Annotated in this window: 19 protein-coding genes; 9 read left to right on the top strand and 10 right to left on the bottom strand. The window is 61.6% G+C overall.

What is annotated here, in order from left to right:
• The first annotated feature begins 68 nt into the window (after nt 1-68).
• A complete protein-coding gene (gene galU, locus DUT91_RS02365; RefSeq protein WP_114438736.1) occupies nt 69-965 on the top strand; it encodes a UTP--glucose-1-phosphate uridylyltransferase GalU in 897 nt (298 codons plus the stop codon).
• A 79-nt stretch (nt 966-1044) separates the two neighbouring features.
• Nucleotides 1045-3372, top strand: coding sequence for a polysaccharide biosynthesis tyrosine autokinase (locus DUT91_RS02360; RefSeq protein WP_114438735.1), 2328 nt, complete (start codon nt 1045-1047; stop codon nt 3370-3372).
• A gap of 6 nt (nt 3373-3378) precedes the next feature.
• On the opposite strand, the gene DUT91_RS02355 is transcribed toward DUT91_RS02360, so the two are convergent.
• The 7 genes from DUT91_RS02355 to hutI form a co-directional block, all read right to left on the bottom strand.
• Nucleotides 3379-4155, bottom strand: coding sequence for a metallophosphoesterase family protein (locus DUT91_RS02355; RefSeq protein ID WP_114438734.1), 777 nt, complete (start codon nt 4153-4155; stop codon nt 3379-3381).
• A gap of 107 nt (nt 4156-4262) precedes the next feature.
• The gene (locus DUT91_RS02350) at nt 4263-4844 is read right to left on the bottom strand and encodes a HutD/Ves family protein (protein WP_425373732.1); all 582 of its coding nucleotides are present in this window, start codon (nt 4842-4844) and stop codon (nt 4263-4265) included.
• Nucleotides 4844-6169 (bottom strand): YjiH family protein, encoded by a 1326-nt coding sequence (locus DUT91_RS02345; protein ID WP_114438733.1) that lies wholly within the window; start codon nt 6167-6169, stop codon nt 4844-4846. The genes DUT91_RS02350 and DUT91_RS02345 overlap by 1 nt, the downstream gene beginning before the upstream one ends.
• A 125-nt stretch (nt 6170-6294) precedes the next feature.
• Entirely contained in the window at nt 6295-7968 is a 1674-nt protein-coding gene (gene hutU, locus DUT91_RS02340) for a urocanate hydratase (RefSeq protein ID WP_114438732.1), read from the bottom strand.
• 229 nt (nt 7969-8197) lie between these two features.
• Complete coding sequence (gene hutG, locus DUT91_RS02330; protein ID WP_114438730.1) at nt 8198-9007, bottom strand: N-formylglutamate deformylase; 810 nt, start codon at nt 9005-9007, stop codon at nt 8198-8200.
• A 58-nt stretch (nt 9008-9065) separates the two neighbouring features.
• Complete coding sequence (hutH, locus tag DUT91_RS02325; RefSeq protein ID WP_425373731.1) at nt 9066-10607, bottom strand: histidine ammonia-lyase; 1542 nt, start codon at nt 10605-10607, stop codon at nt 9066-9068.
• Entirely contained in the window at nt 10604-11830 is a 1227-nt protein-coding gene (gene hutI / locus DUT91_RS02320; protein WP_200834874.1) for an imidazolonepropionase, read from the bottom strand. Before hutI ends, hutH begins: the two co-directional genes overlap by 4 nt.
• Before the next feature lie 105 nt (nt 11831-11935).
• On the opposite strand from hutI, the gene DUT91_RS02315 reads away from it, so the two are divergent.
• Both DUT91_RS02315 and hutC read left to right on the top strand, forming a co-directional pair.
• Complete coding sequence (locus DUT91_RS02315; protein ID WP_114439006.1) at nt 11936-13306, top strand: formimidoylglutamate deiminase; 1371 nt, start codon at nt 11936-11938, stop codon at nt 13304-13306.
• Between the two features lie 81 nt (nt 13307-13387).
• The gene (hutC, locus tag DUT91_RS02310; RefSeq protein ID WP_114438728.1) at nt 13388-14137 is read left to right on the top strand and encodes a histidine utilization transcriptional repressor HutC; all 750 of its coding nucleotides are present in this window, start codon (nt 13388-13390) and stop codon (nt 14135-14137) included.
• A gap of 96 nt (nt 14138-14233) precedes the next feature.
• On the opposite strand, the gene aptA is transcribed toward hutC, so the two are convergent.
• Nucleotides 14234-15565: an omega-aminotransferase AptA gene (gene aptA, locus DUT91_RS02305; protein WP_114438727.1), complete on the bottom strand. Its 1332-nt coding sequence runs from the start codon at nt 15563-15565 to the stop codon at nt 14234-14236.
• A 150-nt stretch (nt 15566-15715) separates the two neighbouring features.
• Between aptA and DUT91_RS02300 the strand changes: the two genes are divergently transcribed.
• Nucleotides 15716-16264: a cupin domain-containing protein gene (locus DUT91_RS02300; protein ID WP_114438726.1), complete on the top strand. Its 549-nt coding sequence runs from the start codon at nt 15716-15718 to the stop codon at nt 16262-16264.
• On the opposite strand, the gene DUT91_RS02295 is transcribed toward DUT91_RS02300, so the two are convergent.
• Entirely contained in the window at nt 16261-17514 is a 1254-nt protein-coding gene (locus tag DUT91_RS02295; RefSeq protein WP_114438725.1) for a D-amino acid dehydrogenase, read from the bottom strand. The two genes, DUT91_RS02300 and DUT91_RS02295, sit on opposite strands and share 4 nt — an antisense overlap.
• Nucleotides 17441-17782 carry an alanine racemase gene (locus DUT91_RS27365; protein ID WP_114438724.1) on the bottom strand — a complete coding sequence of 114 codons (342 nt, stop codon included), beginning with the start codon at nt 17780-17782 and terminating at the stop codon, nt 17441-17443. Before DUT91_RS27365 ends, DUT91_RS02295 begins: the two co-directional genes overlap by 74 nt.
• 134 nt (nt 17783-17916) lie before the next feature.
• On the opposite strand from DUT91_RS27365, the gene DUT91_RS02285 reads away from it, so the two are divergent.
• The 4 genes from DUT91_RS02285 (at nt 17917) to DUT91_RS02270 (ending at nt 24127) form a co-directional block, all read left to right on the top strand.
• On the top strand, nt 17917-18384 hold the full coding sequence (locus tag DUT91_RS02285) for an Lrp/AsnC family transcriptional regulator (protein WP_114438723.1): 468 nt from the start codon (nt 17917-17919) through the stop codon (nt 18382-18384).
• A 471-nt stretch (nt 18385-18855) separates the two neighbouring features.
• Nucleotides 18856-19965, top strand: a complete 1110-nt coding sequence (locus DUT91_RS02280) for an efflux RND transporter periplasmic adaptor subunit (RefSeq protein ID WP_425373740.1) — start codon at nt 18856-18858, stop codon at nt 19963-19965.
• The gene (locus DUT91_RS02275) at nt 19965-21062 is read left to right on the top strand and encodes an efflux RND transporter periplasmic adaptor subunit (protein WP_114439004.1); all 1098 of its coding nucleotides are present in this window, start codon (nt 19965-19967) and stop codon (nt 21060-21062) included. Before DUT91_RS02280 ends, DUT91_RS02275 begins: the two co-directional genes overlap by 1 nt.
• Nucleotides 21059-24127, top strand: coding sequence for an efflux RND transporter permease subunit (locus tag DUT91_RS02270; RefSeq protein ID WP_114438722.1), 3069 nt, complete (start codon nt 21059-21061; stop codon nt 24125-24127). The genes DUT91_RS02275 and DUT91_RS02270 overlap by 4 nt, the downstream gene beginning before the upstream one ends.
• Nucleotides 24128-24201 lie beyond the last annotated feature (74 nt).

The following is a 24201-nucleotide window of genomic DNA, read 5'->3' as shown; positions in this document are numbered from 1 at the left end:
TGAAACAGGTGGTGGGGCTTGAACAGTAAACGCATTTTCTTCCGCTCTCGAACGAAAAGGGAATTTCGATGAAGAACGTCAAGAAAGCCATCATTCCGGTTGCCGGGCTAGGTACGCGATTTCTTCCCGCGACCAAATCCATGCCAAAGGAAATGTTGACGATCGTGGATCGTCCGGTGGTCCAATATGCCGTCGATGAAGCTTTCGAGGCCGGGATCGAGCATATCGTCTTCGTCACCGGCCGCAACAAGGCGGCAATCGAGGACTATTTCGATATCCAGCCGGAACTCATCTCTACACTCACGGAGTCCGGCAAGCTGGAGCAGCTTGCCTCTTTGCAACGCCTTCTGCCGAAAGCCGGGAGCACGAGCTTTACGCGCCAGCAATCGCCGCTCGGACTGGGACATGCCGTCTGGTGTGCCCGCGACATCATCGGCGACGAACCCTTTGCGCTTCTTTTGCCCGACATGGTGACATTCGGCGCGCGCGGTTGCCTGGCCGGCATGATGGATCTCTACAACCGCACCGGCGGAAACCTGATTGCGGTAGAGCAATGCGATCCGTCCGAGACGAACAAATACGGTATCGTCGCCAAGGGACGCGATATCGGCAAGGGCTTCGAGATCACCGGCATGGTGGAAAAGCCGGCGCCGTCCGTTGCCCCGTCGAACTACTACATCAACGGGCGCTATATCCTTCAGCCCGATATTTTTGATATACTGGAAAACCAGGAACGCGGCGCGGGTAACGAGATTCAGTTGACCGATGCCATGCTGCGCCTTTCAGAAGCTCAGGATTTCTTCGCTTTTCCCTTCGAAGGCCGGACTTTCGATTGCGGATCGAAGGAAGGCTTCATCGAAGCCAATGTGGCTTTTGCGCTGGCGCGGGCGGATATCAGTGGTCAGGTATTCGAGTCGCTGCGCGATATCATCCTGTCACACGAGCCGGCAACCGAAGCGGCATAAGCAACTCGGGCGCGGCCCTCAATCTGGTCCGGGCCGCGCTCTCATTATCTGAACTGCGTATAAAAGAATTGGCGGTATCATGCATCAAGGCAATCTTCCGTTTAACGGCAGGCTCGCGGTAAACGCGAAGGGGCAGTCGGATGCCGACAATTTCATCGATATCGAACATCTGCTTGCCATGGCCAAGCGGCAGGCAAGGACCGTCGCCATTGTTGCCGGGCTCGGGCTCCTGCTCGGCATTCTCAGTCTGGTTTTCTCGACCTCCTATTACACGGCTTCGACGAGCATCCTGCTTGACGACAATCTCGGCAAAATGGCCGACGAGCCGTCGCCCGCGCCCGCCAATGCGCAGACCGACGCCACCATTTTGAGCCAGATTGCGATCCTGAAATCGGCCGAACTCGCCGCCAAGGTGGTGGATCGTGCGCAACTGGCCGATAATGAGATATTCATGAACCCGCCGCGTTCGCTGGTTTCGCGTGTCAAAGGCGCCGCGCGCAGTCTGATCAGCATGTTTGGCGGAGGAGAAGCGACAGGCGCCGACATGTCCAATCCGGCGGTGCGGCGCGGATATGCGGCGTCGATTCTCCAGGGCAATGTGAATGTCGAACGGCAAGGACGCAGCTTCGTCATCGATCTCAGCTATGTGTCGAACGACGCCGAACTTGCAGGCCGGATCGCGCGTGCCTATGCGGATGTTTATCTCGCGGATCAGCTCGATGCGAATTTCGATGCCACGCAGCGCGCCACCATATGGCTGCAGGCTCGCCTGGTCGACCTGAAACAGAGCTCGCAAGAGGCGGCGCTCGCGGTCGAGCGTTTCAGGGCCGCCAATGGCCTCACCGCGGCCAAGGGCGCGCTGGTGTCAGAGCAACAGCTCTCCGATCTCAACAGCCAGTTCATCCTGGCGCAGGCGGATACGGCGCGGGCGCTGGCGCAGTATAACCAATACCAGTCCATCATCGACAGCGGGCCCGAGGCGGCGGTCAGCAACGCCGCCGTTCTTTCCGACCAGTCCAACACGTCGGTGATCGCGACGCTGCGGACCCGCTATCTCACGATCTCCAAGCGCATCCAGGAAATCACCGGCCTTTATGGCGAGGAGCATCCGCAGGCCGTGAGTCTTCGCACCGAGCAGCAGGAGGTCGGACGACAGATATTCCAGGAACTGAAGCAGATGACGGCCAGCCTGCGCAACCAGTACGAGGTGGCGCGGTCGCGCGAGACGTCGCTTGCGGAGAGCCTGAAAAAGGCGACCGGCGAGACCTCCACGGCAAATCGGTCGCTTGTCCAGCTCAGGGAACTGGAGCAGAAGTCACTGGCGCTCAGTGACCTCTACCAGACCTATCTCAAGCGCTATCAGGAAGCTTCGCAGCAACAGTCGTTCCCGATCGCCAAGGCTCGGATCATCTCGGTCGCATCGAAGCCGACCGATCCGTCGAGCCCGAAGCGGACGATGGTCCTCGCGGCATCCCTGCTGCTCGGCATGTTCGCCGGTGCCGGGCTTGGTGCATGGCGAGAATTCAGCGAGCGGTTTTTCCGGGTCGGCGAGGAGGTCCGGGCGTCGCTCGGCGTCAAGTTCCTCGGTTATCTCCCGGTCGTCACCGGTTCGGGCGATGCCGGTTCCAGTGGTTCTTCATCGGAGAACCAGGGACCCGCGCCGCGTGTCACCAACATGATGCGCGTGGCGATTGACGCGCCTGCCTCTGCTTTTGCCGAAACCCTGCGCAACGCCAAGGTCGCAGCCGATGTGGTTTTGCAGGGTAGGGAAAGCAAGGTGATCGGTATTATTTCCGCCTTGCCGAACGAGGGCAAATCGACGGTCGCAGCCAATTTTGCAGGGCTTTTGGCCGCCAATGGCGCAAAGACGCTGCTCATCGATGGCGATCTGCGCAATCCGGGTCTGACCCGGGCGCTGTCGCTTGCACCGCAAAAGGGCCTCGTTGAAGTGGTCGTCGGAGACCTGACCTGGCAGAGCGCGGTCAAGATCGACGCCAAGACCAAGCTCGCCATCCTGCCGGCGGTGGTTCACCGGCACCTGTCGCATACCAGCGAACTGATTTCCTGCGCCGGCATGAAAAATTTCCTGGAGGAGGCGCGCGGCTTCTTTGAGTATATTATCGTCGATCTCCCGCCTCTCGGGCCGGTGGTCGATTCAAAGGCCTTCGCGCCGCTCGCGGATGGTTTCGTTGTCGTGACGGAATGGGGCGTCACGCCGCGTGCGCTCGTCAGATCGATATTGCAGTCGGAAGGCCAGATCATGCCGAAGGTGCTCGGGGTCGTCCTCAACAAGACCGACATGAAGCGGCTTGCAAAATACAGCTCCTATGGAAGCTCGGAATATTTCATGAACCGCTATTCAAACTATTATCTCGACGATACAGGCCCCGCTTCGAGCAAATCGTGAAAGAATTCACGTGGACAGGATGCGGCCCTTCCTGTCCCATAAGCGCGCAGCGCTGAGCTTGCCGGAATAAAAGGCCCCGGTATCGAGATTGATCCGCCGCCCATCCGGCTCAGCCTTTTCCACGGGCGTATGGCCATGGATCACCCATCGATCGAGTAAATGGGCGTTGTCCAAAAAATCACGGCGGATGAAGAGGAGATCTTCGTCCTTTTGCTCGTCGAGCCGTATGCCTGGCCTGATGCCCGCATGAACGAAGAGGAAGGGGCCGGCGTCGATCAGGATCGGCAGGGAACGCAGGAAATTCTTGTGCCTTTCGGGAATGGCTGATCGGATATTGTCGTCGAGTTCCTGGGGCGAACGGTAGACCCGCCTCATATGGTCCACATCCATGCCATAGGAGAGCAGGGTGGAACTTGCGCCCATCTGCAGCCAGCGCTCCAGCGGGAGATGCCCGTCGAGATAATCGAGCATGGCCATCTCGTGATTGCCCATCAGGCAGAAGCGATGGAAATCCTGGGGCGGCGGGGCGAGGAGATGTTCGAGAACCTGGGCCGAAGCCGGACCGCGATCGACATAATCGCCGAGCATGACAATCAATTTCGGGCCGGGCAACTGGCCGGCGTCTTCAACGATGATGCGTTCCAGCGTCATGAGCTGGTCATAGCAGCCATGCACGTCGCCGACGGCGTAGGCCGCGACGCGCGAGATATCGATCGAAAGCCGCCGTCTCGGGACCCGCTGGGGCGATCTGGCGAACTTGAGGGATCGAAAGAAACTTTTCACTGAACTTCCCCACGCTAAGCCGTTGAGAAGTTTAGGCGAGCACGCTGCCGCTGGCTAGGGTGGTTATCTCCCTGGATTCCCGCCGCTCGACGATCATGGCTCAGCCGTCATTCATAGACAATGTCGATGACGAAGCAGCGCGCCTTGCCGGAAAGGCGTATCGACGTTTCCGGCGATGCTTCGATCTGCGCGCAGTCGAGCGCGGAAAGGTTCACGCCGACGCCGCCTGTTTCCACGGCCAGCGTGCCGCTATGGCAGAGAACCAATGTGGGCGAGCCGACGGCTTGCCGTTCAGTCGTGCCATCGATCTCGAACCTGCTCACCCTGTGGACGACCGCGCCGCGCCGGGTCATCACGTTGAGATCTGTTACGAGGCCGTTGCTCAGCCGGGCATCGACCGCGATATCGGCGGGAAAGGGCAGGGGATCGGTATCAGCATCCAGAAAGACACGGTTTGCGTTCCCAAATGCCAGCTCGAGGCCGTTGCCGTCGAGGATGGCCAGTGTCCGGTCGATGCCGGGGAAGTGCGAGAACGGGCCATCACTCGCCACCTTGGCCATGCTCACCCGCCAGTCGAAATCGGCGAGGCCCGCTCCTTGCGGGACAACCGCGATCTCCGTCGTCTCCCCGCCGCCATTCTTCCACGGCATGCGGCGATAGTCCTCCGCCTTCAGAAGCACGATGCCCATCAGCCGAGCCAGCCGTTGGACGCTGCCCAGAAGGCGATCGGGGCGGTAAGCAGGATGCTGAGCGCGGTGCGGATGTACCAGATGACGAGCAGGTCGCGGAGCTTGAGCGGAACCGACGTCGCGAGCACGCAGGGGATCGAGGCCGAAAGGAACAGCACCTGGCTGACAGAAACCACCGCCGCCACGAATTTCAGCACCGGGTCGGCATCCTTAAGCAGAATGGCCGGGAGGAACATTTCGGCAAGTCCGGAAGCCAGCGACCTGGCGGCGAGCATCGGATCCCCGAGTTGTGCGAGCCAGGTGAAGGGGTAGAGCGCCCATCCCAGGACGTCGAAGATCGGCGTGTATTTGGCCGCGAGCAGCCCGAGAAGGCCGACCGCCATGATGCTGGGCAGGATCATGGATGCCATGCGCAGGCCGTCGAGAAAGGTCGCGCCGAGCAGGGACAATATCCCTGGCGCCTTCTGGGCCTGCTCGATACCGGCGTCTACCGCTGCCACGAGACGTCCCTTGCCCTCAGGCAATGGCCGGTCACGGTCGGCGGGGTGGTCCATCCGGTTCAGCGGCCAGAGGCGGGCGGTGATGGCGGAGACGGTGAAGGTGACGATGAGAGTCGTCCAGAAGTAGAGGTTCCACGCCCCCATCAGGCCGAGCGTCTTGGCCACGATAATCATGAAGGTTGCCGAAACGGTGGAAAAGCCGGTGGCGACGATCGCCGCCTCGCGCGCGGTATATTTGCCTTCCTTGTAGACCCGGTCGGTGATGAGGAGGGCCAGCGAATAGCTGCCGACGAAGGAGGCGACGGCATCGATGGCCGACCAGCCGGGGGTGCGCCAGATCGGGCGCATGATGGGTTGGACGATGACGCCGGTGAGTTCGAGAAGCCCGTAACCGATGAGGAAGGCGAGCGCCAGCCCGCCGATAGGAACGATCAGGCCGACGGACAGAACCAGCTTGTCGAAAAGGAAGGGCAGCATGTCCGGTTGAAAAATAGCCGCCGGACCGACGCCCGCCAGATACATGCCCGTGAGAACGAGGCCCAGGACGCGCAGCAGGGAAAACACGGTTTCTGTGGTGTTTTTATTCCAGGTGCCGCGGATAAACGGCGCAAACGCGCCATAGGCGATCAGCGCGGTCACGAAGACGAGCGCCGCAGGCCGGAAATTCGCGGCGATTGCCGTTGCCGCGTGGTCCAGCAGAATTGTCGATTTGCCGCCGATGGTAACGGGCACGAAAAAGAAGAAGATGCCGATGAAGCTGTAAATGATGAGCTTCAATGCGGCTGTGCCGCGCGGGCCGTGTTGAACGATTGCTGGATCTGTCATTGCAGTTCCCCGTTTTCCTTCTTGATTTCCAGTGGGCGAGGCGGGCCTTCTTCACGCAAGGTCCGGACCGAAAACCGCTTCGCACTTTTCCTGAACTTGCTTTCGGATCGCCTCGTGATTTGTCGTCAATTGCCGAGAATGGCGGGAAGGCGCAGGCCTTTTTCCCTGGCGCAGTCGATAGCGATTTCGTAGCCCGCATCGGCGTGGCGCATGACGCCCGTTGCCGGGTCGTTCCACAAGACACGGCCGATGCGTTCAGCCGCATCCTGCGTGCCGTCGCAGCAGATGACCATGCCGGAATGCTGGGAGAAGCCCATGCCAACGCCGCCGCCATGGTGCAGGGAGACCCAGGTTGCCCCAGAGGCGGTGTTGAGCAGCGCGTTGAGCAGCGGCCAATCGGAGACGGCGTCGGAACCGTCCTTCATGGCCTCCGTCTCGCGGTTCGGCGAAGCGACGGAGCCGGAGTCCAGGTGGTCGCGGCCGATGACGACAGGCGCTTTCAGCTCGCCGCTGGCCACCATTTCGTTGAAGGCGAGCCCGAGTTTGTGGCGGTCACCCAGACCTACCCAGCAGATGCGGGCGGGCAGGCCCTGGAAAGCGATGCGTTCGCGCGCCATGTCGAGCCAGTTGTGCAGATGCTTGTTGTCGGGCAATAGCTCCTTCACCTTGGCGTCGGTCTTGTAGATATCCTCCGGATCGCCGGAAAGGGCTGCCCAACGGAAAGGGCCGACGCCGCGGCAGAAGAGCGGGCGGATATAGGCAGGCACGAAGCCTGGGAAGGCGAAGGCGTTTTCCAGCCCCTCATCCTTGGCGACCTGGCGGATATTGTTGCCATAGTCGAGCGTCGGGATTCCCTGATCCCAGAAGGCGAGCATGGCCTCGACATGCTCGCGCATCGACGCGCGGGCGGCCTTCTCGACCGCCTTCGGATCGGTTTCACGCTTCTCCCGCCATTCCGCCATCGTCCATCCCTTGGGCAGGTAACCGTTGATCGGGTCATGCGCCGAGGTCTGGTCGGTGACGATGTCGGGGCGCACGCCACGGCGCACCAGTTCGGGCAGCACCTCTGCCGCATTGCCGAGAAGGCCGACGGACTTTGCCTCTCCCGCCTTCGTCCAGCGGTCGATCATCTCCAGCGCTTCATCGAGCGTTTCGGCCTTGGCGTCGACATAGCGGGTGCGCAGGCGGAAATCGATCGATTCCGGGTTGCATTCGACGGCGAGACAGCAGGCGCCGGCCATGACGGCGGCGAGCGGCTGCGCCCCGCCCATACCGCCGAGGCCGCCGGTCAGGATCCATTTGCCCTTGAGGCTGCCGCCATAATGCTGGCGACCGGCCTCGACGAAGGTCTCGTAGGTGCCCTGGACGATGCCCTGCGTGCCGATATAGATCCACGAACCCGCGGTCATCTGGCCATACATGGCGAGACCCTTTTTATCGAGTTCGTTGAAATGGTCCCAGGTCGCCCAATGCGGCACGAGATTGGAATTGGCAATGAGGACGCGCGGGGCGTTGGCATGGGTCTTGAACACGCCGACCGGCTTGCCCGACTGCACCAGCAGCGTCTCGTCTTCCTCGAGCGTCTTCAACGTCGCGACGATGCGGTCGAAATCATCCCAGGTGCGCGCGGCGCGGCCGATTCCGCCATAGACCACCAGCTCGTTGGGGTTCTCGGCCACGTCGGGGTCGAGATTGTTCATCAGCATGCGCAACGGGGCTTCGGTCATCCAGGTTTTGGCGTTGAGCTCGGTTCCGCGCGGCGCCCGGATTTCGCGGATGTTGTGGCGTGGGTTGGTCATGCGGCTTTCCCTTTTAAGAGCATTTTATTTTTAGATGGAAAGGCTGGCGGGACAGCGCCCCCCTCTGGCTTGCCAGCCATCTCCCCCGCATGGGGGGAGATTACGCCTTCAGGAATGTTCGGCACCAATCGCAAACGCTGCAGAATGGACGGTGAGGATTGTGTCTTCCAATCTCCCCCCTTGCGGGGGAGATGTCCGGCAGGACAGAGGGGGGCGCCTAGCGATTCCATTAAAACAGGAACCGCTCTAATGCCGGCGCGAGCGCTTCAATGCGCTGGAGAATGGCTTTCAGATGGACGCGGAGCTTTTCAGCCTTCGCCTCGTCATAGGCGAAGGGCGGCGTCTCTGCGTCGAGATGGGTCGATTGCGCCAGTTCCATCTGGATGGCGTGGACGCCCGTTTTTGGCGTGCCGTAATGGCGGGTGGTCCAGCCGCCCTTGAAGCGTCCGTTGAGGATGGAGGTATATCCTTCGGCTGCCTTGGCGACATCGTTTGCCGCAGCCTCGATCTCGGGCGCGCAGGTCTTGCCATTATCAGTGCCGATGTTGAAATCCGGCAGCTTGCCCTCGAAGAGGAAGGGGATATGCGAGCGGATCGAATGGCAGTCATAGAGGATGGCGACGCCATGAATCGCCTTTACCCGCTCGATCTCCATGCCAAGTGCTGCATGATAGGGGGCATGGAAGGCGGCGAGCCGGGCCTTGATATCGGCCTCGTCGGGTGCGCGGCCTTCAAGCCAGATCGGTTCGCCGTCGAAATCGGTCTCGGGAACGAGGCCGGTGGTGTTCTGGCCAGGATAGAGGCTCGTGCCCGAAGGGTCGCGGTTGGCATCGATCACATAACGGTGGAAGGTGGCGCGCACCGTGGTCGCATCGGACAGGAGCCCGTCATAGAGCTTGTGGATGTGCCAGTCGGTATCAGCCCGCACGCGGCCATTGGGATTGAGCCTTTCCCATATCTCGGGCGGCACTTCGGTTCCCGTGTGGGGAAGACCGAGGATGACGGGCGAATTGCCCTGCCTGACTTCAACTGGTATCATTGGCGGGTCTCCGCAGCCGGGAATTCAGACGGGGCTGACTTTCTGATTGCGATCATATTCACGCCTCCAACTCCGGCAGAATACCCGCTGAGATGCTGGCGTTGAGCGCGCCGGTGGCGACGAGATCGCTAGCCGCTTTCAGGTCGGGCGCCATATAGCGGTCGATTTCGAGCTCCGGCACGGCATCGCGGATAACCGCGTGGATCTTCAAAAGCTCAGGGCTGGTCTTAAGGGGCTGGCGGAAATCGAGGCCCTGGGCGGCGGTGAGCGCCTCGATGCCGATGATGGAAAAGAGATTTTCGGTCATCTGCAACAGGCGGCGCGCGCCGTGGCAGGCCATGGAAACATGGTCTTCCTGATTGGCTGAGGTGGGGGTTGAATCGACCGATGCCGGGTGCGACATCTGCTTGTTTTCGCTCATCAGCGCGGCTGAGGTGACCTCGGCAATCATCAGGCCGGAGTTAAGGCCCGGCTTTTTGGCAAGAAAGGCAGGAAGGCCGAAGCTCAGCGCCGGATCGACGAGCAGGGCGATGCGGCGCTGGGAAATCGCGCCGATCTCGCAGATGGCAAGCGCGATCTGGTCGGCGGCGAAGGCTACAGGCTCGGCGTGGAAATTGCCGCCTGATATCACCGAGCCGTCGCTGACCACCAGCGGGTTGTCGGTGACGGCATTGGCTTCGATTTCGAGCGTGCGGGCGGTCATGCGCAGGAGATCGAGACAGGCGCCGTCGACCTGTGGCTGGCAGCGGATGCAATAGGGGTCCTGCACACGTTCGTCGCCTTCGAGATGGCTCTGGCGGATTTCCGACCCCTCCAGCAGGGTGCGCAGCGCGTAGGCGGTGTCGATCTGGCCCTTATGGCCCCTGAGCGTATGGATCTCCGGGTGGAACGGTGCGGATGAGCCCATGGCGGCGTCGGTTGACAGCGCGCCGGTGATCAGTGCGCTCTGCGCCGCGCGATGCGCCCGGAACAGGCCGGCAAGCGCGAGCGCGGTGGAGACCTGCGTACCGTTGATGAGGGCGAGCCCTTCCTTGGCGGCGAGGATGACGGGTTTCAGCCCGGCTTTCGAGAGCGCGTCTTTGGCGGTAAGCCGTCCGCCCTCATAAAAGGCCTCGCCTTCGCCGATCATTGCCGCCGCCATATGGGCCAACGGCGCTAGATCGCCGGATGCGCCGACCGATCCTTTCTCGGGGATGACAGGGATGACGCCTTTCTCCAGCATGTCCTCGATGAGCTGGACGAGCTCCATGCGCACGCCGGAGGCTCCGCGTCCGAGCGATATCAGCTTCAGCCCCATGATGAGGCGGACGATCTCTTCAGGGAAGGCAGCGCCGACGCCGCAGCAATGCGACAGGATCAGGTTGCGCTGCAGCGTGGCGACATCGCCGGCATCGATGCGGATGCTTGCCAGCTTGCCGAAACCGGTGTTGACGCCATAGACCGGCTGGTCGCCCCTTGCGATCTCGGCAATTCGCGCCGCCGCCTTTTCGATTCCGGCGTGGAAGGACGGGTCCAGCCGCGCTGTCGCGCCGGTCCAGTAGATGGTTTCCAGCGTACGCAGCGGTACGGCACCGGGCTGGAGCAAGAGCGTCGTGTTCATTGTCCTCTCCATATCCGCTGATGCAGGGGATTGAAGCCCATGCGATAGACGAGCTCGGCGGGGCGCTCGATATTCCAGATGGCGAGATCGGCCCATTTTCCAGCTTCGAGCGTGCCGGTTTCGGCGAGGAGGCCGAGGGCGCGCGCGGCTTCGCGGGTCACGCCGGCGATGCATTCATCGACGGTAAGGCGGAACAGCGTCGCGCTCATATTCATGGTGAGGAGCATCGAGGTCAGCGGCGAGGTGCCGGGATTGGAATCGGTGGCGATGGCGATCCTCACGCCATGCTTGCGCAATTCTTCGACCGGCGGCAGCTGTTTCTCGCGGATGAAATAGAACGCACCGGGCAACAGCACCGCCACCGTTCCGGCCTTGGCCATGGCGATGACGCCTGCTTCGTCGGTATATTCCAGGTGATCGACTGAAAGCGCACCGAATTCGGCGGCGAGCTTTGCGCCGTGCAGGTTCGACAATTGATCGGCGTGGAGCTTGACCGGCAGGCCATGCTTCTGCGCCGCGCGGAAAACCTGGGCGATCTGGTCAGGCGAAAAGGCGATGCCTTCGCAAAAACCGTCGACGGCATCGGCCAGACCTTCCGCCGCAATTACCGGCAGCATCCCATTGGCAACACAGTCGATATAGGCCTGCTTATCGCCATCGGCTTCCGGGGGGAGGGCGTGCGCGCCGAGAAAGGCAGTACGCACGGTTACGGTTCGCTCGTTTTCGAGCAGCCGGGCGACCTTCAGCGATTTCCGCTCGTTTTCGAGGTCAAGTCCGTAACCGGATTTGATTTCGACTGTCGTGACGCCTTCGGCGATCAGCGCATCGAGGCGGGGCAGGGTCTGGTGGAGCAAGTCCTCCTCGCTCGCGGCTCGGAGCGCCTTGACCGAAGAGACGATGCCGCCGCCGGCCTTGGCGACTTCCTCATAGGTGGCGCCGGCAAGCCGCAGCTCGAATTCATGCGCCCGGTTTCCGGCGTGGACGAGGTGGGTATGGCAGTCGATCAGGCCGGGGGTGATCCACCGGCCCTCGCAGTCGATCCGCTCCAGCGAGGCGAGAGAGGAAGGGAGGTCAGCTTCCGGTCCGGCATAGGCGATGCGCCCGTCGCGGATTGCCACAGCACCCTTCTCGACTATGCCGAGGCCGGGCAGGCCTTCGCTGAGGGTGGCCAGCCGGGCGTTGCGCCAGAGGCGGTCTTTGCCGGGATCCTTGCTTTGCGCCATGATGGTTTCCTGCTTCCCCTGTTTTAGGATAATGTATATACATATGCAGAATAATCGCAAGTGGCCGAGGAGAGAGCTGTGACAGTAAATGATGCGGGAAACGGCGTGGTCAACAGGGGCGCAAAGCAGACTGCCATTCATGCGCAGTCTGCGCTGCTACCCGATGGCTGGGCGCGGGATGTGCGTATTTCCGTCGCCGGCGGCCTGATCGCTGCTGTCGAGACCGGTCAGGCGGCCATGCCGGGAGACGAACGCCATGCCGTCCTTCTGCCGGGGATGCCCAATCTGCACAGCCACGCCTTCCAATATGGCATGGCTGGGCTTGCGGAGCGGCGTGGCCCGTCGGCGGACAGTTTCTGGAGCTGGCGCGATGTGATGTATCGCTTTGCGCGCTCCATGACGCCCGAGCAAGTGGAAGCCGTTGCGCTGCAGCTTTATGTCGAGATGCTGGAGGCGGGCTTCACGCGCGTCGGCGAATTCCACTATCTGCACCATGACCGGGACGGTAGCCCTTACGCCAACATCGCGGAAATGGCGGCGCGCATTGTGTCTGCTGCCGGGCAGAGCGGGATCGGGCTGACGCTGCTGCCGGTCTTCTATGCCCATTCCACCTTTGGCGGGGCTGGGCCGAGTGAGGGCCAGAGACGCTTCATCAATAATCTCGAGCGTTTTTCGCAACTGATCGACGGTTGCAAGCCGCTGGTGGCGAGGCTCGACGGGGCTGTTCTCGGCGTTGCGCCGCACAGCCTGCGCGCGGCGACGCCGGAGGAGCTCGCAACCGTGACCAAGCTCCTGCCGCAGGCGCCGGTGCATATCCACATTGCCGAGCAGATCAAGGAAGTGGAGGACTGCATCGCGTGGTCGGGCGCACGTCCGGTCGAATGGCTTCTCGACAATGCGGATGTCGATGGCCGTTGGTGCCTGATCCATGCCACCCACATGACCGATGAGGAAACGCGCGGTATGGCGGCGAGCGGCGCGATCGCCGGTCTCTGCCCGGTGACCGAAGCCAATCTCGGCGACGGCACATTCCAGGCGCCGCTCTTCACGGCAAATGGCGGCCGTTTCGGCATTGGCTCGGATTCCAATGTGCTGATAGGCATTGCCGACGAATTGCGGCAGCTGGAATATTCGCAGCGCATCTTCCATCGAGCCCGCAACGTCATGGCCGTGGCGGAGGGCTCGACGGGATGCGCGCTTTATGTCGGCGCTTTTGCCGGCGGCAGCGCTGCGCTTGGCGTTTCGGGCGAGGGCATCGCCGTGGGGCAGGCGGCGGATCTGGTTTCGCTCGATACGCAAAGGCTTGCCGGCGCGATGGACGATGCCATTCTGGATGGCTGGATCTTCGCCGGCCGTGCAACAATCGACAGCGTCTGGGTGCGCGGCGTGAAGCAGGTGGAGGGCGGGCGGCATCGTCTGCGGGAGAAGTCTGCGCGGGGGTTCGATACCGTGCTCAGGCAGCTTCTTCAGGGATGAACGACCGGCGGTCGTTTTGTATTCTTGCTCCTGCCCGTGCAGTCTAAGGTCGAAACCTGCGGCGATTCGAAGGACGGATGAATGGTGCATAATTCCAATGACAGGAATGGAGGCGAGAGCCCGCCCGCTTCGCTGCATCAACGCATTCTCGGCGATATAGAGGCGCATATCTTCTCCGGTGAATGGCCGCCCGGCTATCGCATTCCCTTCGAGCATGAACTGACGGAGCAATATGGCTGCTCCCGGATGACGGTGAACAAGGCGCTGACGCAACTCGCCAAGGGCGGGCTCATCGAGCGCAAGCGGCGCTCCGGCAGTTTCGTCGCCCAACCGCAATCGCAGGCCGCCGTCCTGGAAATCCACGATATCAGGGAGGAGGTGCAGCAACTCGGGCTGCCCTACCGCTACGAGTTGCTGAAGATGCGCAAGCGGAAGGCCAGCGCGTCGGACCGCAAGCGTCTGGATATCGATACGGATACCTTGCTTCTCGAACTTTCATGCCGGCATTTCGCCGGACCACGCCCCTTCTGCCTGGAGGAGCGCATTATCAATCTGGGCGCCGTGCCTGAGGCGGATGGCGAGGATTTCCGGCAGGTCGCACCCGGCCCGTGGCTGCTCGACCGTGTGCCGTGGAGCAATGCCGAGCACAGCATCCGCGCCGTGGCGGCGGACCAGGAGACGGCGGGTGCATTGGCTATTTCCGAGGGTTCGCCATGCCTTGTCGTCGAACGGCGCACCTGGAATGCCGGTCAGCCGATAACGCACGTCCGGCTGACCTATTCCGGCGACAATCACGCGCTCATTGCCCGGTTCACACCGGCGCAAGGATGAGTCTTTCCAAGCTGTTCCGAGCGATTGCTGCCTTGATGGAATCGCGGGGGGCATCCCCCTCTCTGCGGGGGAGATGCCCCCGCAGAGAGGGGGGATTTACCCGGTTTTCTTGATGCTGTCGCTGAGCATGGAAACCATCGTATCGATCTGCTCACGTTCCACGATCAGCGGCGGCGACAGGGCGATGGTGTCGCCGGTGACGCGGATGAGCAGGCCCTTCTTGAAGCAATCGGTGAAGATCTCATAGGCGCGCGCGCCAACGGCACCCTCGCGTGAGGCAAGCTCGATGCCCGCCACGAGGCCGATGGTGCGGATGTCGATGATATGGGGCAGGCCCTCCAGCGAATGCATTGCCTCCTGCCAATGGTTGGCGAGCTCCGCGCCGCGTGTTAGAAGCCCTTCTTCCTCATAGATTTCCAGTGTCGCCAGTCCTGCTGCACAGGCTGCGGGATGGCCGGAATAGGTATAGCCGTGGAAGAGCTCGATCTGGCCTTCCGGCCCCTGCATCAGCGCGTCATAGATTTTGCGGCTGGCGAAGACGGCACCCATCGGGATCGCGCCGTTGGTCAGCCCCTTTGCAGTGGTGACGAGGTCAGGGACGACGCCGAAATAATCGACGGCGAAAGGCGTGCCGAGGCGGCCGAAGCCGGTGATGACCTCATCGAAGATCAGCAGGATGCCGTGCTTGTCGGCGATGGCGCGTAGCCTTTCCAGATAGCCCTTTGGCGGAAGCAGGACGCCGGTCGAGCCGGCGACAGGCTCCACGATGACGGCGGCGATCGTCTCGGCGCCATGCAGGGCTACCAGCCGTTCCAGATCGTCGGCAAGCTCGGCGCCATGGGCGGGCAGGCCTTTGGCGAAGCTGTTACGCTCGGGATCATGGGTGTGGCGCAGATGGTCCGTACCGGGAAGCGTGGGGAAAACGCGACGGTTGTTGACAAGGCCGCCGACGGAGATGCCGCCGAAACCGACGCCGTGGTAGCCGCGCTCGCGGCCGATGACACGGGTGCGCGTTCCCTGGCCGATGGCGCGCTGATAGGCGATGGCGATCTTCAGCGCGGTATCGACGGATTCGGATCCCGATCCGGTGAAGAATATCCGGTCCAGCTTCGCCTCCGCACCGCCCGGGGCCTTTGCCGCAAGCTTTTCGGCGAAATCGAACGCTACGGGATGCCCCATCTGGAAGGAGGGGGCGAAGTCCATGGTCGTGAGCTGGCGTTCCACCGCCTCGGCGATGCGCCTGCGGCCATGGCCGGCATTGACGCACCACAGGCCCGCCGTTCCGTCCAGAACCTTTCCGCCGTCGATATCGGTGTAATACATGCCCTCGGCGCTGGCGAGGAGGCGCGGGGCGGCCTTGAACTGCCGGTTGGCGGTAAACGGCATCCAGTAATTCTCGAGGCTTGGCGTATTGGCTTTGGTCAGCATGGTGGAACTCCCTTTGGGATGGAGAGGACACGGTTCGCCTGATGGCAACAAGTCCTTTTCTAGCACTTCGTAAGTAACTGATATTGCTTAAGGCATATTCTGGAATTACCGTATATCGAACATTATCAACACCGGAGCGCGGGACGGATCATGAGTATCGATATCGGCGGCAGGCTGCGTTATGTCCGCATGCGGCATAACCTTTCGCAGCGCGAGCTGGCAAAGCGGGCCGGGGTGACCAATTCCACCATCTCGCTGATCGAGTCGAACCAGACCAATCCGTCAGTCGGGGCGCTCAAGCGCATTCTCGACGGCATTCCCATAGGCCTGTCGGAATTCTTCGCGATCGAGCCGGACGCGCCGTTGAAGGCATTCTACCAGGCGGACGAGCTTGTCGAAATCGGCAAGGGCAAGATTTCCTATCTGCAGGTGGGCGACAATCTCTTCGCCCGCTCGCTGCAGATATTGAAGGAGCGCTACGAGCCGGGCGCGGATACGGGCCGGGTGCCGTTGGTACACGAAGGCGAGGAGGGCGGCGTGGTGATCAGCGGGCGCATCGAGGTGACGGTCGGGAGCGAGCGCCGGATTCTCGGGCCGGGCGACGCCTATTATTTCGAGAGCAGGCGCCCGCACCGCTTTCGCTGTGTTGGACCCGTGCCATGCGAGATCGTCAGCGCCTGCACACCGCCGACGTTTTAGCCGTAGCGCGACAGGTTGAGATCGGCGGTCTCGATATCCGGCTTGCGGCCGTCGATCAGGTCGGCAACGACGCGGGCGGAGCCGCAGGCCATAGTCCAACCGAGCGTGCCGTGGCCGGTGTTGAGATAGAGATTGTCATAGCGGGTGGCGCCGATGATCGGGGTGCTGTCAGGCGTCATCGGGCGGAGGCCCGACCAGAAAGTCGCCGTGGCAAGGTCGCCCGCGCCGGGGAATAGGCTGCCCACGGACTGCTCCAGCGTCTTGCGCCGTGCCGCAGGCAGATCCTTGCTGAAACCCGAGATTTCAGCCATGCCGCCAACGCGGATGCGGTCGCCGAGGCGGGTGATGGCAATCTTGTAGGTTTCATCCATGATGGTTGAAACTGGCGCGCGGTCGGCATCGACGATCGGCACGGTGATGGAATAGCCCTTGACCGGATATACCGGGATGTCGAGGCCGAGCGGCTTTGCCAGAAGCGGCGAATAGCTGCCGAGCGCCAGAATGAAGCGGTCGCCAGCTATATCGCCTTCGGAGGTCTCGACGGCTGAGATATGGTTGCCGGCGTGCTTGAAGCGTCGGATCGTCACGTTGAAATGGAATTTAACGCCGAGGCTTTCGGCGAGCTTCGCCAGTTCATTGGTGAATTTGAAGCAGTCGCCCGTCTCGTCATGCGGCAGGCGGAGCCCGCCTGCGACAAGGTGCCGGACCTGGGCAAGGCCCGGTTCGGCGGCGATGCAGCCCGTCGGATCGAGCACCTCGAAAGGCACGCCGTCCTTGCGCAGCACCTCGATGTCTTTGGTGATGCCGTCGAGTTGTGCCTGCTTGCGGAAGAGCTGCAGCGTGCCTTTCGACCGCTCGTCATAATGAATGCCGGTCTGCGCACGCAGGTCGATCAGGCAGTCGCGGCTATATTCGGCAAGCCTGACCATGCGGCTCTTGTTGACCGCGTAGCGCGCCGAGGTGCAATTGGCCAGCATCGCGAGGAGCCAGCTCAGCATGGCCAAATCGACTTGCGGGCGCAGGATCAGCGGTGAGTGCTGCATGAAAAGCCATTTCAGCGCCTTCATCGGGATGCCGGGGGCGGCCCATGGCGAGGCGTAGCCGGGAGAAATCTCGCCGGCATTGGCAAAGCTGGTTTCGAGCGCCGGGGCCGGCTGCCGGTCGATGACGGTCACTTCATGGCCGGCTTTGGCAAGATAATAGGCAGAAGTCACGCCGATGACGCCTGCGCCGAGAATGGTGATCTTCATGCGTGGGTTCCCTACATCTTTTATATATATAGTGGCGCTGGTAGCGCGGGCCGAGCGACGTCAGTTTCTCGTAGGCGATGGTTCCGCAGTCGGCCGCGACATTCTCAAGGGTAATACCGTAGGCGTCAGCCTTGACGACGGCTGACGTTCTGGCTGGCGCGACGGTGCGTGCGATGAGCGCATAATTGTCGCGCAACGCCTTGAGGTCGACGGTGAGTATCCCACCCGACAATGGGAGGATATCCGGATCGGAAAAATTGAATGACATGTCCCCACTCGCCACGCGCCGCCTCTTGCGGGATGCTAGACGAAGACTATTCGAATGTGCTATCTTTCAGCCGAATTTCCTGCGTATTTATGGGAAATAATTGCTGTTTATTGCTAATTATCGGAATTTTCTGCATGTCCCTGCTCGACGCGATTGATCGCAATATCATTCGCTGCCTGCGTCGCGACGGTCGCATGACCAACAGCCAACTCGCGGCGGAGGTCGGGCTTTCGCCGTCGGCCTGTCTGAGACGGGTGCAGATACTGGAGGAAAGCGGCGTGATCCGCGGTTATACCGCCATCGTCGGCGGGCTGGAGGCGGAAGACAGGCTGGTCGCCATCGTGCAGATCACGCTTGAGCGGCAGACAGAGGAATATCTCAACCGCTTCGAGGAAGCGGTGCGTAAATATCCGGAAATACAAGAATGTTACCTGATGACCGGAGATGCCGATTACATCCTGCGGGCAGAGGCGCAGAACGCCGCCGCCTATGAGACGATTCACAAGGAAATCCTGTCACGCCTGCCTGGTGTCTCGCGCATTCATTCGAGCTTCGCGATCCGCAGCGTGCTGCAGTCGAAAGCACCTGCAAGGTCGAAATGACGCTTCCGCGCGCATCTTGCCTTGGGCGGCAATGAGGTTACTTTGATCAGGCTTTGCACCGGAGTTTCCGGTCCACCTGGAATCATCCAAGGAGATATCGTGACCTGCGCAGTTCCATCGGCCAAATCGGCCGCCGTTGCTCGAAACGAGGTGCTGATGCTCGGATATCTGCTGGCGCGGGCATGAGGATTTCCTGCGCGATTTAAGGGCGATACGATTCATCCGTCGATCCTTGAAATCATGAATCAACTTGGACTCTTGGATGAATTCCTTCAGTTTCCGCATCAAAAGACCGGCGTCTCATCGGCCTCGGCTTCCGGCCCGAACGGGTAAAACTGTCCTTATCGAAACCCTCTTCAAGATGAGAAGGAAAAAGTGATCTACCCGCTACAACTATTAGCGGTTGCATCTTGCAGCAGATGACCTATCAGTTCTGCGCAGATGAGGTGAGGGGGCTTCAGCATGGCAGACATGAAGCGGCGGCGTCATCCGGCGATGATCGGTTGGAGACGGTTTGCCGGCATTGGCATTCTTGCCATCTCTGTTTCCGCCTGCGGCAGGCAGGAAGAGGCGGCAAAGGGGGTGGACAGCGTCGCGGTTGCCGTTGAAACCGTCAGATACACGCAATTCTCACCCGAGATCTCGCTGACCGGCGCGATTGCCGCGCGTACGCTCACCAATCTTTCCTTCCGTGTCGGCGGCCAGGTCATCGCGCGCAATGTCGATGTCGGACAACATGTCGATCCTCAAGACGTGCTTGCACGTCTCGATCCGGTCGGGCAGCAGGTCAATATCCGCACGGCCCAGGCCTCGCTCGACACGGCGAACTCGCAAGTCGTTCAGGCGTCCTCGACATTCGATCGGCAAAAGGCGCTTCTCGCGCAGGGATTTACCACGCGTCGGCAATATGACGAGGCAGAGGAGGCGCTGCGAACTGCGCAAGGCGCCTTGACTGTGGCGCAAAGCCAGCTCGCCAATGCGCAGGACGAGCTTTCCTATACCCGGTTGCGAGCCGGCATATCGGGCGTCATAACGGCACGCAATATCGAGGTGGGGCAGGTTGTACAGGCGACGGAGACGGTTTTCACCATTGCGGAGGACGGGCCGCGCGACGCCGTATTCGACGTACAGGAAACGCTGGTCGCCAACGCCAAGGCCGTTCCGGTCGTCACCATCGCGCTCCTCTCCAATCCCGAAATCCAGGCCAAAGGACAGGTGCGCGAGGTATCGCCCGCCATCGATCCGGCTACCGGCACGGTCCGCGTCAAGGTCAGCATAGCCAATACGCCGCCGCAGATGACGCTCGGCGCGACGGTGACCGGCTCCGTGCGCATGCAGCCCCAGCGCGCCGCGATCCTTCCCTGGAGCGCGCTCACCTCCGACGCGGGCCGGCCGGCGGTCTGGCTGGTCGCAGGGAATACGAATGTCACGAGCCTCGCCCCGGTGAAGGTTCTATCCTATGAGCGCGAGCGGGTCGTCATCGTAAGCGGGCTCGAAGAGGGCCAGCGTGTCGTAACCAGAGGCACCCAGTTGCTGCGTTCCGGCGAGGCGGTCGATATCCTCGAGGAGGTCGGGCAATGATGGGCATTTCCGGAAAGCTTCGCTTGCAAACCCGGATATTTGCGGGAGTTTCAGCGCTGCTGCTCGTCGCAGGTTGCAGCGAACAGCATGAGGAGGAACCCGCGCCAGTCCGCCCCGTCCTCTATGTGAAGGCGGAGCCGCAGGTGCAGCGTACCTATGGGTTCGTCGGCACCGTCCAGCCACGCTACAGCGCGAATCTCGCCTTTCGCACCCTCGGGCGCATTGTCAGTCGCGATGTCGATGTCGGCGATCTGGTCAAGCAGGGCGAGACGCTCGCCATGATCGACCCCTCCGCGCTCGATCTCGGCGTCCAGGCGGCGCGCGCCGATCTGGCGAGCGCCGAGGCGCAATTCGCCAATGCGTCGGCGGCTGAGGAACGACAAAGCACGCTTCTCCGGCAGGGCAACATATCGGAATCCATATATGATGCGGCGCGGCAGGCGCTGGACGCCGCAAGCGCCGGCGTCGAAAAGGCGCAGGCGGCGCTGAGCCAGGCCGAGGACCAGCGCAACTATGCGCAATTGCGGTCGGATTTCAACGGTGTCGTGTCATCGGTGAATGCGCAGGTGGGGCAGGTCGTGGGCGCGGGACAGACGGTGCTGACGGTCGCGCGTTCCGACACAAGAGAGGCGGTCGTCGATATTCCTGACAGCATGATCGGCGATATCTCGATCGGAATGCCTTTCGACGTCATCCTGCAGTCGGCTCCATCCATTCGGGCAAGAGGACGTATCAGGGAGATCGCGCCGCAATCCGACGCGGCCACGAGAACACGGCGCGTCCGTATAACGCTTAATGAACCGCAGGCTGCTTTCCGGCTCGGTGCGACGATTACCGCCACGCGCCGGGTGGCGACGCAGCCTTCGGTGCTCCTGCCCATCTCGGCGCTTCTGGAGGAGGGTGGCAAGACAATGGTGTGGGTCGTCGATCCCGCCACGCAAACCGTCCGCACCCAGGATGTCAGCATCGTGGCGCGCAATGGATACAGCTTTACAGCAGGCAATATCGCCGATGGCACCTATGTGGTGACGGCGGGCGTGCATAGCCTCGAAGCGGGTCAGAAGGTCAAGCTTCCGCAGGAAGGAACAGAGCGTTGAAAGGCTTCAATCTCTCGGACTGGGCTCTGAACCATCGCTCTCTCGTCTGGTATTTCATGCTGGTTTTCCTGATTGCCGGCGCGTTTTCCTATGTCGATCTCGGGCGCGAGGAAGACCCGGCCTTCACCATCAAGACCATGCTGGTGCAGGCCAACTGGCCTGGCGCCTCGGTCGAGGAGACGATCAACCAGGTCACGGATCGCATCGAGAAGAAGCTCGAGGAACTCGACAATCTCGATTTCACCCGCAGCGTCACGACAGCCGGCAAGACGATCGTCTTCGTCAATCTGAAGGCAACCACCCGGGGGCGCGATGTCGAGGGGACATGGGTTCGCGTCCGCAACATGCTGAACGACATCAGATCGTCCTTTCCCGAAGGCGTGCAGGGGCCGTTTTTCAACGACCGTTTTGGCGATGTCTATGGCAATATCTACGCCTTCACGGCTGACGGGCTGACGCAACGGCAATTGCGCGATTATGTCGAAGATGCCCGCACTAAGATCCTCACCGTTCCCAATGCCGGCAAGGTCGATCTGGTCGGCGCGCAGGACGAGGCCATCTATCTCGAGTTCTCCACGCGGCAACTGGCTGCGCTCGGCCTGGACGAACAGGCCATCATGCAGAGCCTCCAGGATCAGAATGCCATCACGCCATCGGGCGTCATCGAAGCGGGGCCGGAACGGGTGAGCGTGCGGGTGAATGGGCAATTCACCTCGGAAGACAGTCTTCGGGCCATCAATCTGCGGGTGAACGACCGGTTTTTCCGGCTGACGGATGTCGCGACCATCACGCGGGGCTATATCGATCCGCCAACATCGATTTTCCGCTTCAACGGCCAGGATGCCATCGGGCTTGCCATCGGCATGAAGCCCAACGGCAATCTGCTGGAGTTCGGCGAGGTGTTGAGCGAGACGATGAAGAAGGTGGTGGCGGAGCTGCCGGTCGGCGTTGGCGTACATCAGGTGGCGGACCAGCCCCTGGTGGTCGAGGAGGCGGTCTCCGGCTTTACCCGCGCGCTGTTCGAGGCCGTCGCCATCGTGCTCATCGTAAGCTTCATCAGCCTCGGTATCCGGGCCGGTTTCGTGGTGGCACTTTCGATTCCGCTGGTGCTTGCCATCACTTTCCTGACGATGAGCTATCTCGATATCTCGCTGCAGCGCGTTTCGCTCGGGGCGCTCATCATAGCGCTCGGGCTGCTGGTGGACGACGCGATGATCGCTGTCGAAATGATGGTGGCGCGGCTGGAATTGGGCGATCCGCTGAACAAGGCCGCGACCTTTGTCTATAGCCACACGGCATTTCCCATGCTGACGGGAACATTGGTGACGATCGCCGGCTTCATGCCCATCGGACTGAACAACAGCCAGGCGGGCGAATATACGTTTACGCTTTTTGTCGTCATCGCTGTTTCGCTGATCGTGTCATGGATCGTCGCGGTGCTCTTCGCGCCGCTTCTTGGCGTGACCTTCATGCCTGCCACGATGCGCCATCACGAGGAAAAGCCCCGCCGGTTCTTCATGGCGTTTTCGCGCGTGCTGCGCCTGGCGGTCCGCCATCATTGGCTGACCATCATCGCCACCGTGCTGGCATTCGCGCTTTCCGTTTTCGGGCTACGGTTCATCGAGCAGCAGTTCTTTCCCTCCTCCGACAGGCCGGAACTGGTCATCGACTGGAAATTGCCGGAAAGCAGTTCCATCGCCGAGACAAAGGCAGAGATGGAGCGCTTCGAGAAAACAACGCTCGCAGGCAACCCCGATATCGACCACTGGAGTACCTATATCGGCCAGGGCGCGGTGCGCTTCGTGCTGACTTTCGACGTGCAGCCGGCCAATCCCTATTTCGGGCAGATGATCATCGTTACAAAGAACATCGAGGCGCGAAACCGGCTGAAGGCCGCGTTCGAGACAACGCTCAGGCGGGATTTCATCGGCACCGACACCTATGTGAAGTTCCTGGAGCTTGGCCCTCCTGTCGGCAGGCCGGTGCAATACCGCCTCAGCGGGCCGGATATTCAGACCCTGCGCGGCCTTTCGCAGGATCTGGCCGGGATCATGAGCGCCAATCCCCATCTGGGCATCGTCACCTACGACTGGAGCGAGCCTGCCCGCATGGTCAAGGTCGACGTGATGCAGGACAAGGCCCGGCAACTCGGCATCACGTCCAAGGCAATCGCCACGACACTCAACAGCGTCGTCGGGGGCGTGACGATCACGCAGGTGCGTGATGCGACCTATCTGGTCAATGTGATCGCGCGGGCCGACGCGAAGGAGAGGGGCTCGATCGAGACGTTGCGAAATCTCCAGATCGCAACAGGCGCAGGCGAGGCGGTACCGCTCGCGGCGATCGCCAATTTCCGTTACGAGCTTGAGCAGCCCGTGGTCTGGCGGCGCGACCGTATTCCCACAATCACGGTGGCGGCGGGTATCAACGATAGTGTGATGCCTGCGACCATTGTCGAGGAACTTGGACCGGATATTCAGTCCTTTGCCGAAAAACTGCCCGCCGGCTATGCAATAGAGACGGCCGGCACTGTCGAGGAGAGCGGCAAGAGCCAGGGGCCGATCATCGCCGTGGTGCCGCTGATGCTGTTCGTCATGGCGACGATCCTGATGTTCCAGCTCCAGAGCTTCCAGCGGCTTTTCCTGGTGGTTGCCGTGGCGCCGCTGGGCCTGATCGGTGTCGTGGCGGCGCTGGTGCCGAGCGGCGCTCCCCTGGGCTTTGTCGCCATTCTCGGCGTGCTGGCGCTGATCGGCATCCTGATCCGCAATTCGGTGATCCTCATCGTGCAGATCGAGGAGCTGATCGGGGAGGGCACGCATCCATGGGACGCTGTGATCGAGGCAACGCAGCATCGCATGCGGCCGATCGCGCTGACTGCGGCGGCGGCGAGCCTGGCGCTGATTCCGATCGCGCGCGAGGTGTTTTGGGGGCCGATGGCCTATGCCATGATGGGTGGCATCATCGCCGGCACGGCGATCACGCTCCTGTTCCTGCCGGCACTCTATGTCGCATGGTTCCGCATCAAGGAGCCGGAGAAAAGCGTAGAAGAAAGAAGCGCAACCTGACGATATAAAAGAGAATTTAGCTGGGTTCCTCTAATTTCGGCATCAATGATACTTCTGGTTAGGCAAGATATATT

The organism is Paramesorhizobium salinisoli, from assembly GCF_003335045.1.
GTDB lineage: Bacteria > Pseudomonadota > Alphaproteobacteria > Rhizobiales > Rhizobiaceae > Paramesorhizobium > Paramesorhizobium salinisoli.
Note: the sequence above shows the minus strand (reverse complement) of the source record. Positions and strands in the feature narration are given on the sequence as shown.

Bases quoted from the DNA above. Each gene is read 5' to 3' on its own strand.
- galU (WP_114438736.1), top strand. From the start codon at position 69: ATGAAGAACGTCAAGAAAGCCATCATTCCGGTTGCCGGGCTAGGTACG.
- DUT91_RS02360 (WP_114438735.1), top strand. From the start codon at position 1,045: ATGCATCAAGGCAATCTTCCGTTTAACGGCAGGCTCGCGGTAAACGCG.
- DUT91_RS02350 (WP_425373732.1), bottom strand. From the start codon at position 4,844: ATGGGCATCGTGCTTCTGAAGGCGGAGGACTATCGCCGCATGCCGTGG.
- DUT91_RS02345 (WP_114438733.1), bottom strand. From the start codon at position 6,169: ATGACAGATCCAGCAATCGTTCAACACGGCCCGCGCGGCACAGCCGCA.
- hutU (WP_114438732.1), bottom strand. From the start codon at position 7,968: ATGACCAACCCACGCCACAACATCCGCGAAATCCGGGCGCCGCGCGGA.
- hutG (WP_114438730.1), bottom strand. From the start codon at position 9,007: ATGATACCAGTTGAAGTCAGGCAGGGCAATTCGCCCGTCATCCTCGGT.
- hutH (WP_425373731.1), bottom strand. From the start codon at position 10,607: ATGAACACGACGCTCTTGCTCCAGCCCGGTGCCGTACCGCTGCGTACG.
- hutI (WP_200834874.1), bottom strand. From the start codon at position 11,830: ATGGCGCAAAGCAAGGATCCCGGCAAAGACCGCCTCTGGCGCAACGCC.
- hutC (WP_114438728.1), top strand. From the start codon at position 13,388: ATGGTGCATAATTCCAATGACAGGAATGGAGGCGAGAGCCCGCCCGCT.
- aptA (WP_114438727.1), bottom strand. From the start codon at position 15,565: ATGCTGACCAAAGCCAATACGCCAAGCCTCGAGAATTACTGGATGCCG.
- DUT91_RS02300 (WP_114438726.1), top strand. From the start codon at position 15,716: ATGAGTATCGATATCGGCGGCAGGCTGCGTTATGTCCGCATGCGGCAT.
- DUT91_RS02295 (WP_114438725.1), bottom strand. From the start codon at position 17,514: ATGAAGATCACCATTCTCGGCGCAGGCGTCATCGGCGTGACTTCTGCC.
- DUT91_RS27365 (WP_114438724.1), bottom strand. From the start codon at position 17,782: ATGTCATTCAATTTTTCCGATCCGGATATCCTCCCATTGTCGGGTGGG.
- DUT91_RS02285 (WP_114438723.1), top strand. From the start codon at position 17,917: ATGTCCCTGCTCGACGCGATTGATCGCAATATCATTCGCTGCCTGCGT.
- DUT91_RS02280 (WP_425373740.1), top strand. From the start codon at position 18,856: ATGAAGCGGCGGCGTCATCCGGCGATGATCGGTTGGAGACGGTTTGCC.
- DUT91_RS02275 (WP_114439004.1), top strand. From the start codon at position 19,965: ATGGGCATTTCCGGAAAGCTTCGCTTGCAAACCCGGATATTTGCGGGA.